General features: G+C 72.5%; 11 protein-coding genes. 10 read left to right on the top strand and 1 reads right to left on the bottom strand.

All coding sequences use genetic code 11. The annotated features are described in order from the left end of the window. Positions 1-262 precede the first annotated feature (262 nt). The 7 genes from ppdK to ACTWO6_RS25960 all read left to right on the top strand — a co-directional run bounded on the left by ppdK (position 263) and on the right by ACTWO6_RS25960 (position 9854). Complete coding sequence (gene ppdK / locus ACTWO6_RS25990) at positions 263-2971, top strand: pyruvate, phosphate dikinase (protein WP_446216394.1); 2709 nt, start codon at positions 263-265, stop codon at positions 2969-2971. A gap of 145 nt (positions 2972-3116) precedes the next feature. After that, positions 3117-3467 (top strand): VOC family protein, encoded by a 351-nt coding sequence (locus ACTWO6_RS25985; RefSeq protein ID WP_446216393.1) that lies wholly within the window; start codon positions 3117-3119, stop codon positions 3465-3467. 3 nt (positions 3468-3470) lie between these two features. Next, the gene (locus ACTWO6_RS25980; RefSeq protein ID WP_446216392.1) at positions 3471-4727 is read left to right on the top strand and encodes a deoxyguanosinetriphosphate triphosphohydrolase; all 1257 of its coding nucleotides are present in this window, start codon (positions 3471-3473) and stop codon (positions 4725-4727) included. Positions 4728-4785: 58 nt separating this feature from the next. After that, entirely contained in the window at positions 4786-5622 is an 837-nt protein-coding gene (locus ACTWO6_RS25975; protein WP_446216391.1) for a siderophore-interacting protein, read from the top strand. A gap of 96 nt (positions 5623-5718) precedes the next feature. Next, positions 5719-7356 carry a BCCT family transporter gene (locus ACTWO6_RS25970; protein WP_446216390.1) on the top strand — a complete coding sequence of 546 codons (1638 nt, stop codon included), beginning with the start codon at positions 5719-5721 and terminating at the stop codon, positions 7354-7356. A gap of 69 nt (positions 7357-7425) precedes the next feature. Next, complete coding sequence (dnaG, locus tag ACTWO6_RS25965; RefSeq protein WP_446216389.1) at positions 7426-9318, top strand: DNA primase; 1893 nt, start codon at positions 7426-7428, stop codon at positions 9316-9318. Further along, positions 9318-9854: a hypothetical protein gene (locus ACTWO6_RS25960; protein WP_446216388.1), complete on the top strand. Its 537-nt coding sequence runs from the start codon at positions 9318-9320 to the stop codon at positions 9852-9854. The genes dnaG and ACTWO6_RS25960 overlap by 1 nt, the downstream gene beginning before the upstream one ends. A 74-nt stretch (positions 9855-9928) precedes the next feature. On the opposite strand, the gene ACTWO6_RS25955 is transcribed toward ACTWO6_RS25960, so the two are convergent. Then, positions 9929-10354, bottom strand: a complete 426-nt coding sequence (locus ACTWO6_RS25955) for a TAXI family TRAP transporter solute-binding subunit (RefSeq protein ID WP_446216387.1) — start codon at positions 10352-10354, stop codon at positions 9929-9931. A 552-nt stretch (positions 10355-10906) separates the two neighbouring features. Between ACTWO6_RS25955 and ACTWO6_RS25950 the strand changes: the two genes are divergently transcribed. From ACTWO6_RS25950 to ACTWO6_RS25940, 3 genes are all read left to right on the top strand, one after another. Continuing rightward, positions 10907-11839 carry an ABC transporter ATP-binding protein gene (locus ACTWO6_RS25950; RefSeq protein WP_446216386.1) on the top strand — a complete coding sequence of 311 codons (933 nt, stop codon included), beginning with the start codon at positions 10907-10909 and terminating at the stop codon, positions 11837-11839. A gap of 282 nt (positions 11840-12121) precedes the next feature. Then, on the top strand, positions 12122-12916 hold the full coding sequence (locus ACTWO6_RS25945; RefSeq protein ID WP_446216385.1) for an ABC transporter permease: 795 nt from the start codon (positions 12122-12124) through the stop codon (positions 12914-12916). A 12-nt stretch (positions 12917-12928) separates the two neighbouring features. Next, a complete protein-coding gene (locus ACTWO6_RS25940) occupies positions 12929-13738 on the top strand; it encodes an ABC transporter permease (RefSeq protein ID WP_446216384.1) in 810 nt (269 codons plus the stop codon). The last annotated feature ends 46 nt before the right edge of the window (positions 13739-13784 follow it).

Here is a 13784-nt window from a genome sequence, read left to right as displayed (position 1 = left end):
AGCAGAACCAGTGCCGTCAAGAGTACGAGGGGAGCCGGGATTGCGTGATCGTGCGCGTGGAAGCGTTCCCAGAAACCACCGTGAACGCGGATAGTCGTGATGGCTGTGCCTATTGTCACCGAACGGTCCCAGGCCACTCGATGTTCGCTTAACCTTCGCCCACCGATCGCTGATGACGCCGGGATTACCGGCGGTCGGCCCCGGGGTATGAGGAAACTGAACCTTCGTTAAGTGTCAAATCCGGCGCGCGTGGGAGGCTCTGGTGGCATCGCAAGATTCGGTCGATCACAAGTACGTCTACGACTTCGCCGAGGGCAACAAGGAGCTCAAGGACCTGCTCGGCGGCAAGGGTGCCAACCTCGCCGAGATGACCAACCTCGGCCTGCCGGTTCCGCCCGGCTTCACCATCACCACCGTGGCCTGCAAGGCGTACCTGGAGACCGGCCGCGAGCCGGACGGGCTGGCCGGTCAGATCGAGGCGCACCTGGAGTCCCTGGAGCGCGAGATGGGCCGCAAGCTCGGCGACCCGCAGGACCCGCTGCTGGTCTCCGTCCGCTCCGGCGCCAAGTTCTCCATGCCCGGCATGATGGAGACCGTCCTCAACGTCGGCCTCAATGACCGCAGCGTGGTCGGACTCAGCGCGCAGGCCGGCGGGAACGACCGCTTCGCCTGGGACTCGTACCGCCGGCTCATCCAGATGTTCGGCAAGACCGTCTGCGAGGTGCCCGGCGAGGAGTTCGAGCACGCGCTCGACGAGGCCAAGCGGGCCAAGGGCACCCAGAACGACCTCGACCTCGACGCGGACGACCTGCGTGGACTCGTCGACGCGTACAAGAAGATCTTCGCCAAGCACACCGGGCGGGAGTTCCCGCAGGAGCCGCGGGAGCAGCTCGACCTGGCCATCCGCGCGGTCTTCGAGTCGTGGAACGCCGAGCGCGCGGTGGTCTACCGCCGGCAGGAGCGGATCCCGGCCGACCTGGGCACCGCGGTCAACGTGGTGGCCATGGTCTTCGGCAACCTCGGATCCGACTCCGGCACCGGCGTCGCCTTCACCCGGGACCCGGGCAGCGGCGCGCAGGGCATCTACGGCGACTACCTCGCCAACGCCCAGGGCGAGGACGTGGTCGCCGGCATCCGCAACACCGTGCCGCTGCAGGAGCTGGAGCGGATCGACAAGAAGTCCTACGACGAGCTGCTCGGGTACATGGCCCGGCTCGAGGAGCACTACAAGGACCTCTGCGACATCGAGTTCACCATCGAACGCGGCAAGCTCTGGATGCTGCAGACCCGGGTCGGCAAGCGGACCGCCGCCGCGGCGTTCGTGATCGCCGGGCAGCTCGTCGACGAGGGCCTGATCGACCTGGACGAGGCGCTGCACCGGGTCAACGGCGCCCAGCTCGCCCAGCTGATGTTCCCCCGGTTCAAGCTCGACCACGAGTTCGAGGCGGTGGCCAAGGGCATCGGCGCCTCGCCGGGCGCCGCGTCCGGCAAGGTCGTCTTCACCTCCGCCCGCGCGGTCGAGCTGGCCGCCGAGGGGCAGGCGGTGATCCTGGTCCGCCGGGAGACCAACCCCGACGACCTCAACGGCATGATCGCCGCCCAGGGCATCCTCACCTCGCGGGGCGGGAAGACCAGCCACGCCGCCGTGGTGGCCCGCGGCATGGGCAAGACCTGCGTCTCCGGCGCCGACGAGCTGGACGTCAACATTCCGGCCAAGAAGTTCACCGTGGCCGGGCAGACCGTCAGCGAGGGCGACATCGTCTCCATCGACGGCACCACCGGCAAGGTCTACCTCGGCCAGGTGCCGGTCATGCCGTCCGAGGTGGTGCAGTACTTCGAGGGCAGCCTCGACCCGGAGCACATCGACAACGCGCTGGTCCGGGCCGTACACCGGATCATGACCCACGCCGACGCCAGGCGGCGGCTGGCGGTCCGGACGAACGCCGACACCGGCGCCGACGCCGCGCGGGCGCGGCGGTTCGGCGCCGAGGGCATCGGGCTGTGCCGCACCGAGCACATGTTCCTCGGCGACCGCCGGGAGCTGGTCGAGCGGCTGATCCTGGCCCGCACCGACGACGAGCGGGAGTCCGCGCTGGCCGCCCTGCTGCCGTTGCAGCGGGACGACTTCGTGGAGATCTTCCGCGAGATGGACGGCCTGCCGGTCACCGTCCGGCTGATCGACCCGCCGCTGCACGAGTTCCTGCCCCCGCTGGAGCAGCTCGCCGTCAACGTCGCCGTCGCCCAGGAGCGCGGCGAGGACGTGGCCAAGGAGGAGGCGCTGCTCGCCGCCGTCCGGCGGATGCACGAGGAGAACCCGATGCTCGGCCTGCGCGGCGTACGGCTGGGCCTGGTCATCCCCGGCCTCTTCGCCATGCAGGTCCGGGCGATCGCCGAGGCGGCCGTCACGGTCGCCCGCGGCGGCGCGGTGGCCAAGCCGGAGATCATGGTCCCGCTGGTCGGCGCGGTGCAGGAGCTGGAGACGGTCCGCGCCGAGGCCGAGAAGATCATCGCCGAGGTGGTTGCGGACAGCGGCGTCGAGGTGCTGATCGGCACCATGATCGAGGTGCCCCGGGCGGCGCTGACCGCCGGGCAGATCGCCGAGGCGGCGCAGTTCTTCTCCTTCGGCACCAACGACCTGACCCAGATGGCCTGGGGCTTCTCCCGCGACGACGTCGAGGGGGCGTTCTTCTGGCGCTACCTGGAGCTGGGCATCTTCGGCATCTCGCCGTTCGAGTCCATCGACCGGGAGGGCGTCGGCCGGCTGGTCCGGATCGCCGCTGAGGAGGGCCGGGCGGCCCGGCCCGAGCTGAAGCTCGGGGTCTGCGGTGAGCACGGCGGTGACCCGGACTCGGTGCACTTCTTCCACGAGGTCGGGCTGGACTACGTCTCCTGCTCCCCGTTCCGCGTCCCGGTCGCCCGCCTGGAGGCCGGCCGCGCAGCCGTGGAGACCGACGGCTCCGACTCTCGCTGATCCGCGTCGGACACGGGGTCGTCGGCCTTCGCACCGGCGGCCCCGTGGCCGATTTCGACCCGGCCGGCATGACGCCCGGCGCGCCGATCGATCCGGCCGGGCGTAACCTGGGCGCACTGTTCGATCAACCGGGAAGGGTGGCCGCATGACCAGCGTCTGGGAGAGCCTGACCGTCGACGCCCGTGACCCGTCCCGGCTCGCCCACTGGTGGGCGGAGGCGCTCGGCTACCAGGTGATCAGCGACCGGCCGGACGAGGTGGAGATCCGCCGGGCGCCGGACCAGACCCCGGGCATCGTCTTCGTCCCGGTAAGCGACGACAAGATCACCAAGAACCGGCTGCACATCGACCTGCGCCCGGCCGACCAGGAGGCCGAGGTCGAGCGGCTGGTCGACATGGGCGCCCGGCACGTCGACGTCGGTCAGGGCGCCGTGGAGTGGACGGTGCTGGCCGACCCGGAGGGCAACGAGTTCTGCGTGCTGCGGCAGCGGGGATAGCGGTTGAGCGGCCGGTGGGACGACGCGGCCCGCCTGATCGACGAGGCGCCCAAGGACACCGGGTACGGGCGGTCGCCGTACGAGCGGGACCGGGCGCGGGTGCTGCACTCGGCGGCGTTCCGCCGGCTCGCGGCGAAGACCCAGGTGCACACTGCGGGCACCGGCACCGATGACTTCCTGCGTACCCGGCTGACCCACTCGCTGGAGGTGGCGCAGATCGCCCGCGAGATGGGCGCTCGGCTGGGCTGCGACCCGGACGTGGTGGACACCGCGGGGCTGGCGCACGACCTCGGCCACCCGCCGTTCGGGCACAACGGCGAGGACGCGCTGGACGCGCTCGCCGCCGACTGCGGCGGCTTCGAGGGCAACGCGCAGACGCTGCGGGTGCTCACCCGGCTGGAGGCGAAGGTCCTCGACCCGGACGGCCGCTCCGTCGGGCTCAACCTCACCCGGGCATCGCTCGACGCGGTCAGCAAGTACCCGTGGCCGCGCCGCCCGGGGCGGCGCAAGTTCGGCGTGTACGCCGACGACCGCCCGGTCTTCGACTGGCTGCGCGCGGGCGCCCCGCCCGGCGGCCGGCGCTGCCTGGAGGCGCAGGTGATGGACTGGGCCGACGACGTCGCGTACTCGGTGCACGACGTGGAGGACGGCATCCACGGCGGGTACGTCAGCCTGCGCCCGCTGCTGGAGGACGCCGACGAGCGGCGGGCGCTCTGCGCCGACGTGGCGGCCGCGTACTCGGGGGAGTCCCCGGACGACCTCGGTGAGGTGCTGGTCGAGCTGGTGGCCGAGCCGGCCCTCGCCCCGCTCGCCGCGTACGACGGCAGCCACCGGGCCCAGGCGGCGCTGAAGGCGACCACCAGCGTGCTCACCGGCCGGTTCGTCTCGACCGTGGTGGCCGCCACCCAGGAGCGCTTCGGCCCCGGCCCGCACCGCCGGTACGCCGCCGACCTGGTGGTGCCCCGCCGCATCCGGGCGCAGTGCGCGCTGCTCAAGGGCATCGCGCTGCGCTACGTGATGCGGCGCCCGGCCGCCGGTCCCCGGTACGCCAGCCAGCGGGAGATCCTCGCCGAGCTGGTCGCCGTCCTGGTCGACCGCGCGCCGGACGCGCTGGACCCGGTCTTCGCGCCGCTGTGGCGGGACGCCCGGGACGACGCCGCCCGGCTGCGGGTGGTGGTCGACCAGGTCGCCTCGCTCACCGACCCGGCGGCGCTGGCCTGGCACGGCCGCCTGGTGGGCGCCCGGCCCGGGCTCGGCTGAGCGGGTTCTGACTGCGGCCCGGTGGGGGACGGTCGCGACTTAGGCTAGCCTAAGCAGCATGAGTGAGCGCCCGAAGAAGGTCACCGCCGCGAAGGTCCTGCGGACCGAGCGGCCCACCCCGCACCTGATCCGGCTCGTCCTGGGCGGTGCGGAGCTGACCGGCCTGCCGGTGGGCGCGTACACCGACCACTACATCAAGTTCGTCTTCCCGCCGGCCGGGGTCAGCTATCCGCACCCGGTGGACCTGGCCAGCCTGAAGCGGGAGCTGCCCCGCGAGCGGTGGCCGCGGCTGCGGGCGTACACGGTCCGGGCCTGGGACGCGACCGCCGGCGAGCTGACCGTCGACGTGGTGCACCACGGCGACGAGGGGCTGGCCGGCCCGTGGGCCGCCGCCCTGTGCCCCGGCGACGAGGTGCTCTTCACCGGCCCCGGCGGCGCGTACGCCCCGGACCCGGCCGCCGACTGGCACCTGCTGGTCGGCGACGAGAGCGCCCTGCCGGCGATCGCCGCCGCGCTGGAGCGGCTGCCGGTCGGCGCGCCCGCCAGGGTCTTCGTCGAGGTCGACGGCCCGGCCGACGAGCTGCCACTGGCCAGCCCCGGCGCGGTGGAGCTGACCTGGCTGCACCGGGCCGGCCGCCCGGTCGGCGAGGCGCTGGTCGAGGCGGTCCGCGCGCTGGACTTCCCGGCCGGCGCGGTGCACGCCTTCGTCCACGGCGAGGCCACGTTCGTCAAGGAGCTCCGCCGGCTGCTGCGGGTCGAGCGCGGCCTGCCCCGGAACGCCCTCTCCATCTCCGGCTACTGGCGGCGCGGCATGGACGACGAGGCCTGGCGCTCCACCAAGGCCGCCTGGACCGCCCAGGTCGAGGCCGAGGAGACCGCCACCCTCCCCGCCTGACCTCCCTCCGGCCCGTGGTGGTCGGGGTGCGGTCCGGGCAGGTGGAGATGCGCGGTATCGGTCCTGTCGGGTCCGTCGGCCAACCAGGATTGGGCCATGGCGGAGCAGGTGGGGGAGAGTCCGGCCGGCGCCGGGCGCACCGACCGGGTGGTCCTGACGGCGGGGGTCGTCGGGGTGCTGGCGGTGGTCGGCTGGGGCGTGTTCGGGGGCGGCTCCCTCGCCGGGGTCGGCAAGGCCGGGCTGGCCTGGGTGATCAGCACGTTCGGCTGGTTCTTCGTGGTGGCCGCGGACGCCTTCCTCGTCCTCTCCGTGGTGCTCGGGGCGTCCCGGTTCGGCCGGATCCGGCTCGGCGCGGACGACGACGAGCCGGAGTTCAGCACGCTGGCCTGGGTGTCGATGATGTTCAGCACCGGCATGGGCATCGGCCTGGTCTTCTACGCGGTCGCCGAACCGATCCAGCACTACGCGTCGCCGCCGCCCGCCGCCGGGGTGCAGCCGCAGAGCGCCGAGGCCGCCTCGGTGGCCATGCAGTACACGCTCTTCCACTGGACGCTGCACCCCTGGGGGATCTACGCGATCGCCGCGCTGGCGCTGGCGTACTCGACGTTCCGCAAGGGGCGCGGCAGCCGGATCTCGGCCGCCTTCGAGCCGCTGCTCGGCGCGCGGGCGTACGGTCCGATCGGGCGGGCCATCGACCTGCTCGCGGTCTTCGCCACCGTCTTCGGCTCGGCGACCAGCCTGGGGCTCGGCGCGCTCCAGGTGGCCGCCGGCCTCGACTCGGCCACCGGGGTGCCGGACAGCGTCGCCGTCGAGCTGGTGGTGATCGCGGCGCTCACCGCCGCCTTCGTGGTCTCCGCGTTCACCGGGCTGCACAAGGGGATCAAGTGGCTGTCGACCAGCAACGTGGTGCTGGCCGTCGGGCTGATGGCCTTCGTCTTCGTGGCCGGCCCGACGATCTACACGCTGGAGGTGCTGCCCGCCTCGGTCGGTGACTACCTCAACAACCTGGTGGTCATGTCGACCCGGACCGGGGCGTTCAGCGACCCGGCCTGGCTGGGCTCCTGGACGATCTTCTACTGGGCGTGGTGGATCTCCTGGGCGCCGTTCGTCGGGATCTTCATCGCCCGGATCTCGCAGGGGCGGACGGTCCGGGAGTTCGTCACCGGCGTGCTGCTGGTGCCCAGCGGGGCCAGCGTCGTGTGGTTCGCGATCATGGGTGGGACCGCGCTGCGGGTGCAGCGGACCGGCGCCCGGGACCTGGTCGCCGACGTCGGCGCGAGCGTGGAGAACGCCCTGTTCGGGCTCCTGCAAGCGCTGCCGCTGGCGACGGTCACCACGGTGCTGGCGGCGGTGCTGGTGGCGCTCTTCTTCATCACCGGCGCGGACTCCGCCGCGCTGGTGCTCGGCTCGCTGAGCTCCCGGGGCGCGCTGCGGCCGCACCGGGGCGTGGTGGTGCTCTGGGGCGTACTGATCGGGGCGGTGGCGGCGGCGTTGCTGCTCGCCGGCGGCCTGGCCGCGTTGCAGCAGGCCACCATCCTGGTCGCGCTGCCGTTCGTGGTGGTGATGCTCGGCCTTGCGGTCGCCCTGGTCCGGGAGATGGCCACCGACCCGGCGGTGCACCCGCGGGCCCGGCCGCGCCGCTCCGGACTGGCCGCGGCGGTGCGCGCCGCCCGGTCGTACGAGGAGGAGGACCCGCCGCCGGTGACCCGCTGGTTGCACCGCCGCCCCCGCTGACCTGGGTCCCGGCGTCCTTCGCCACACGGGCGTGCCCCCACGGCCGGATCGTCGGCCCGGCAGGGCAGGATGTACGCCGAGGAGGTGGCGGAGATGGCGGGGCGGATCCGGGACGAGGACATCGCGCTGGTCCGCGAGCGCAGCTCCATCGGCGAGGTCATCTCCGACACGGTCACCCTGAAGTCGGCCGGCGGCGGCAACCTCAAGGGGCTCTGCCCGTTCCACGACGAGAAGAGCCCCTCGTTCAACGTCTCGCCCGCCCGCAACGTCTGGTACTGCTTCGGCTGCGGGGCCGGTGGTGACGCGATCAAGTTCCTGATGGACGCCGAGCACCTCAGCTTCGTCGAGTCCGTCGAGCGGCTCGCCGCCCGCGCCGGCATCCAGCTGCGGTACGTGGAGGACGACCGGTCCACCCCGCGCGCCCGCCCGCAGCAGGGGCAGCGGCAGCGGCTGGTCGCCGCACACGCGGCCGCGGTGGAGTTCTACCGCGCCCAGCTCACCACGGCCGGCGCCCGCCCGGCCCGGGAGTTCCTGGCCCAGCGTGGCTTCGACCGGGCCGCCGCCGACCGGTACGGCTGCGGCTTCGCCCCGGACGGCTGGGACCTGCTCACCAAGCACCTGCGCCAGCAGGGCTTCACCCACGACGAGCTGGTCACCGCCGGGCTGTCTCGACCGGCCCGGTCGGGCTCCCTGATCGACCGGTTCCGCCGCCGGCTGCTCTGGCCGATCCGCGACCTCACCGGCGATGTCATCGGGTTCGGCGCCCGCAAACTCTTCGACGACGACGACGGCCCGAAATACCTCAACACCCCCGAGACGCCGATCTACAAGAAGTCGCACGTCCTCTACGGCATCGACCAGGCCAAGCGGGAGATCGCCAAGCAGGGCAAGGTGGTCGTGGTCGAGGGCTACACCGACGTGATGGCCTGCCACCTGGCCGGCGTCAGCACCGCCGTGGCGACCTGCGGCACCGCGTTCGGCACCGACCACATCGGGGTGCTGCGCCGCCTGCTGCTGGACACCGACGCGGTGGCCGGCGAGATCATCTTCACCTTCGACGGGGACGCCGCCGGCCAGAAGGCCGCGCTGCGCGCGTTCGAGGACGACCAGCGCTTCGTCGGCCGCACCTTCATCGCGGTCAGCCCCGACAACATGGACCCGTGCGAGCTGCGCCTGGCCAAGGGCGACCTGGCCGTCCGCGACCTGGTCGCCCGCCGCGAGCCGCTGGTCGACTTCGCGCTGCGCCACATGATCAACCGGTACGACCTGGACACCGTCGACGGCCGGGTGGAGGCGATGCGCCGGGCCGCCCCGCTGGTCGCGAAGATCAAGGACCGGGAGAAGCGCCCGGAGTACGTCCGCAAGCTCGCCGGTGACCTCGGCATGGAGATCGAGCCGGTGCAGCGGGCGGTGCTGGCCGCCGGCAACGGCCAGCCGACCGGCGAGCGCCCCGCCCCGGCCCGTCCCGCCCCGGCCGCCCCCGCCGTCGACAGCCCGCAGTCGATGGTCGAGCGGGAGGCGCTCAAGCTCGCCCTCCAGGAGCCGGTGCTGGCCGGCCCGATGTTCGACGCGGTCGAGTCCGTCGAGTACCGCCACCCCGTCCACGTGGCGGTGCGGGCGGCGATCGCGGCGGCCGGCGGCGCGGCCGCGGCCACCGGCGGCGCGGTCTGGATCGAGCAGGTCCGCGACGCCTGCGAGGACCTGGCCGCCCGGGCGCTCGTCGGCGAGCTGGCCGTCGAGCCGCTGCGCATCGACGGCGAGCCGGACCCGCGCTACGTCTCGGTGACCATGGCCCGACTCCAGTTCGGCTCGGTGACGGCCCGGATCAGGGACCTCAAGTCGAAGATCCAGCGGATCAACCCGGTGAGCAACAAGGACGAGTACTTCGCGCTCTTCGGGGAACTGCTCTCGCTGGAGCAGCACGCGCGGGCGCTGCGCGAGCAGGCCGCCGGAGGACTGTGATGGGACTGTTCAACCGGAAACCGAAGCTGCCCCCCGCCGACCGGCCGCCGCTGGCGACCGACGAGCGGGTGCTCGCCTGGGCCGCGGCCGGCAACGGCGAGGGCGACGGCGTGGTCGTCGCCAGCAACCTCGGGCTCTGGTTGCCCGGCCGGGGGCACCGGCTGGGCTGGCACGACATCCTCAAGGCGGTCTGGTCGGGGCGCGAGCTGACCGTCACCCCGGCCGAGCGGGTCGCCGAACGGGACGGCTACCTGGTGGTGGCCGACTGCCCGGCCGAGACGTACCTGCTGCTCGATCCCGGGGACCTGCCGCACCAGGTGCGGGCGAGGGTCACCCGCTCGGTGGCGTACACCGCGCACCACGAGGTGCCCGGCGGCGCCGGTCGGATCGCCGCCCGCCGGGTGGCCGGCGTGGACGGGCTGGCCTGGACGGTCCGCTATGACCCGGGCACACCGGCCGAGGACGAGACGGTGGCCGCCGAGACGGACCGGCTGGTCGCCGCCGCGCGCGCCGCGACCGCCCCGGCCGACGTCTGACGCTCAGCCGCTCCGGTAGTACCGGGCCGCCCCCGGGTGCCGGGCCCGGACGGTGCCGTCCGGGCCCGGCCGGGTCAGTTCGCGCCGAGGTCCCCCAGCGCCTTCGCCGCGCCCCGGTGCAGCGGCACCGGGTCGGTCTTGCGGGCGTTCTCCAGGCTGATGCCCTTGGCCGCCGGGTTGGCCTGGGCGAGGGCGTCCTTCTTCTCGAACACGGTCTTCGTGATGGCGCAGGCGACGTCGGCGTCCAGGTCCTTGCGCACCAGCGGCACGTTCGGCACCACGATGGTCGGGGTGTCGGTCTGCGTCCGGTAGACGTCGGCGCGGATCGTCCCCGCCTGGTACGCCGGGTTCAGCTCGGTCAGCTTCGGCAGCAGCGGGCTGATGTCGATGAACTTGACCTTGTCCCCGGCGGTGGTGAACAGATCGGTGAGGCCGCCGGTGGGCAGCCCGCCGGACCAGAAGAAGCCGTCGATGCCGCCCGAGCGCGACCGGTCCGGCAAGGACGCGGCCCGGTTTCTCGTCCTCGAATTGGGCGGCGAGTTCCCGACTGTCGTGGCGGGCGCCCGCCGGCCCGTCGTCGGCCCAGGACGGGTCGTCGATCCCCGCCGTCGTCCGGCGGAAGCGGCACCGCGGCGGCGTCGGGCTCGGCGGCCACCCCACGGTTCCAGGCGGGCCGGGGTTTCGGGAGGTGGCCGTCGGAGGAGCGAACGGACGACATGAGTGGGCACGATACGCGAATCCGCTACGCCTTGGAACATTGCCGAATGTGATTGCGCTAAGTGACGGAATTGAACGGGCAATTACTCTGCGCAGGATTCTTCCGAGCGGTTTTCGCAATTCCTGCGGCAAGTGCGCGGCATTCTTCCGCCATCGGCGACCGTCCGAAAGTGATCTGTCCATTATGGTGGCTATGACCCGGTGGGCCGGGTGGAGCGAGGCGGCGGCACCCCGTCGCGCACCGTAGCTGGCATTACCTTGTGTAGCCATCCGCGCCTTCCGCCGTATCCGATTAACCGGTCGATGGTGTCGGACCCGACCGCTATGGTCGGCCGGTGACCACTGCTCAACCACTCATCCAGGCTCGGGGGCTGGTGAAGCGGTTCGGCGACTTCACCGCCGTCGACGGCATCGACGTCGAGGTGCGACCCGGTGAGGCGTTCGGCTTTCTCGGGCCGAACGGCGCCGGCAAGTCCTCCACCATGCGCATGGTCGGCTGCATCTCCCCGCCGAGCGGCGGCGAGCTGCGCATCCTCGGCATGGACCCGGTCCGCGACGGCCCGGCGATCCGGGCCCGGCTGGGCGTCTGCCCCCAGCTGGACAACCTCGACCCGGAGCTGACCGTCCGGGAGAACCTCACCACCTACGCCCGCTACTTCGGCATTCCGCGCCGGGTGGCCCGCGGGCGCGCGGCCGAGCTGCTCGACTTCGTTCAGCTCACCGAGCGCGCCGACAGCAAGGTCGAGCCGCTCTCCGGCGGCATGAAGCGCCGGCTGACCATCGCCCGCGCGCTGGTCAACAACCCGGAGATCGTCCTGCTCGACGAGCCCACCACCGGGCTCGACCCGCAGGCCCGGCACCTGGTCTGGGAGCGGCTGTTCCGGCTCAAGCAGCAGGGCGTCACCCTGGTGCTCACCACCCACTACATGGACGAGGCCGAGCAGCTCTGCGACCGCCTCGTGGTGATGGACGGCGGCCGGATCGTGGCCGAGGGCTCGCCCCGCGCCCTGATCGAGCGGCACTCCACCCGGGAGGTGGTGGAGCTGCGCTTCGCCGCCGACTCGCAGGAGGCGTTCGCCGGCAAGCTCGACGGGCTGGGGGAGCGGGTCGAGGTGCTGCCCGACCGGATCCTGCTCTATGTCGCCGACGGCGACGCGGCGGTCGCCGAGGTCACCGCGCTCGGCCTCGTCCCCGCCAGCGTGCTGGTCCGGCGCAGCAGCCTGGAGGACGTGTTCCTGCACCTCACCGGCCGCACCCTCGTCGACTGACCACCAACCCCGACCGGCGCGGCTGGTGGGCCACCCAGCCCTTGTTAGGAGGTTCGCCGTGAATGTTCTGCCCCGACGTCGGGCCGGGCTCGTCGCGCTCCCACTCGGCGTCCTTGCCCCTGCCGTTGCCGCCACAGCAAGGGAGATGTCGCTGGTCGCTGCCCGCCCTGTGAAGCGTCAACCCGGCACCGCCAGAGCGGGTCAGACCGGGACCGTCCCACCGCAAGGCGGGACATCCGATCGAATGCTCACCAAGCACCATGAGAGGAAACGGTGGTCGGCGTGAGCGTGGCGGAGCGGGCCCGGCCGGCGTTGCCGCGGGTGCCGGCGCTGGCGGTGCTCGCGCACCACCTGGTGGGCTACCGGCGCACCTGGCGGGCGGGGGTCTTCTCGTCCTTCCTGCTGCCGGTGCTCACCGTGGTCGGCTTCGGCTTCGGCGTCGGGGCGTACGTCGACCAGGGCGTCGGCGGCGTGCGCTACCTCGACTGGCTGGTGCCGGGCCTGATCGCCTCCACCGCGATGCAGGTGGCGATCAGCGAGTCGACCTGGCCGGTGCTGAGCAACTTCCGCTGGATCAAGACGTACTTCGCCCAGGTCGCGGCGCCGCTGCGGGTGGCCGACATCCTCGCCGGTCACCTCGCCTTCGTGCTGTTCCGGGCGTTCACCAGCTCGGCCGCGTTCCTGCTGGTGACCGCCCTGTTCGGGGCGCTGCGATCGCCGTGGGCGGTGGCCGTGCTGCCGGTGGTGCTGCTGCTCAGCCTGGCGGTGGCCGCGCCGACCTTCGCGTTCAGCGCCTGGGCGCCGAGCGACAGCTACCTGGCGCTGCTGTTCCGCTTCGCGGTGATCCCGATGACGCTCTTCGCCGGGGTGTTCTTCCCGGTCGAGTCGCTGCCGTCGGGGCTGCGCCAGCTGGCGTACGCGACGCCGCTCTGGCACGGGGTCGACCTCTGCCGGGCCGCCACGCTCGGGGTGGCCCCACAGTGGTCGGTCCCCGGCCACCTGCTCTACCTCGCCGCCTGGGCGCTCGCCGGCTGGCTGCTGGCCCGGCGCGCGTTCCGCCGCGAGCTCGTCGTCTAGGGGAGGGATGTCATGGTCGGTCTCGTCCTGCCCCGGCTGGTCAGCTTCGAGGGTGCGCCCCGCCGCTCGGCCTCGGTGGCCGAGCGCAACCTCACGTCGCTGAGGAGCGCGTACTGGCTGGTGCTCATCTCCGGCTTCCTGGAGCCGGTGCTCTACCTCTTCTCCATCGGCATCGGGGTGGGGGCGCTGGTCGGCGACCTCACCCTCCCCGGCGGCCGGGTCGTCTCGTACGCCGCCTTCGTCGCCCCGGCGATGCTGGCCTCGTCGGCGATGACCGGTGCGCTGGCGGAGACCACCTTCAACTTCTTCGGGAAGATGAAGTTCATGAAGCTGTACGACGGGATCATCGCGACCCCGGTGCAGCCGTTCGAGATCGCCCTCGGCGAGCTGGGCTGGGCGATGATCCGGGGGACGCTCTACTCGGCCGCCTTCCTGGTCGTCATGGTGGCGATGGACCTGACCACCGTGGGCCGGGCGGTAACCGCGTTCCCGGCCGCGGTGCTGGTCGGGTTCGCCTTCGGCGCGCTCGGCATGGCCGTCGCCACGTTCATGCGCAGCTGGCAGGATTTCGACCTGATGGGCTCCGCCCAGTTCACCCTGTTCCTCTTCTCCGGCACCTTCGTCCCGGCGGAGGCCTATCCGGCCGTGCTGCGCTGGGTGGTCGAGCTGAGCCCGCTCTACCGGTCGGTACACCTGATCCGGGGCATCTCCGTCGGCGCGGCCGGCTGGTCCTGGCTGCTCGACGTGGCGTACCTGCTGGTGCTGACCGCGGTCGGGCTCCTCGTGGCCTCCCGGCGGATGGGCTGGCTGCTCTACAAGTAGGTGGTTAACGCCCGTCGCGTCGGGGCATGTCGTTGCTGACGATGCC

The organism is Micromonospora sp. IBHARD004 (assembly GCF_052814115.1).
Note: the sequence above shows the minus strand (reverse complement) of the source record. Positions and strands in the feature narration are given on the sequence as shown.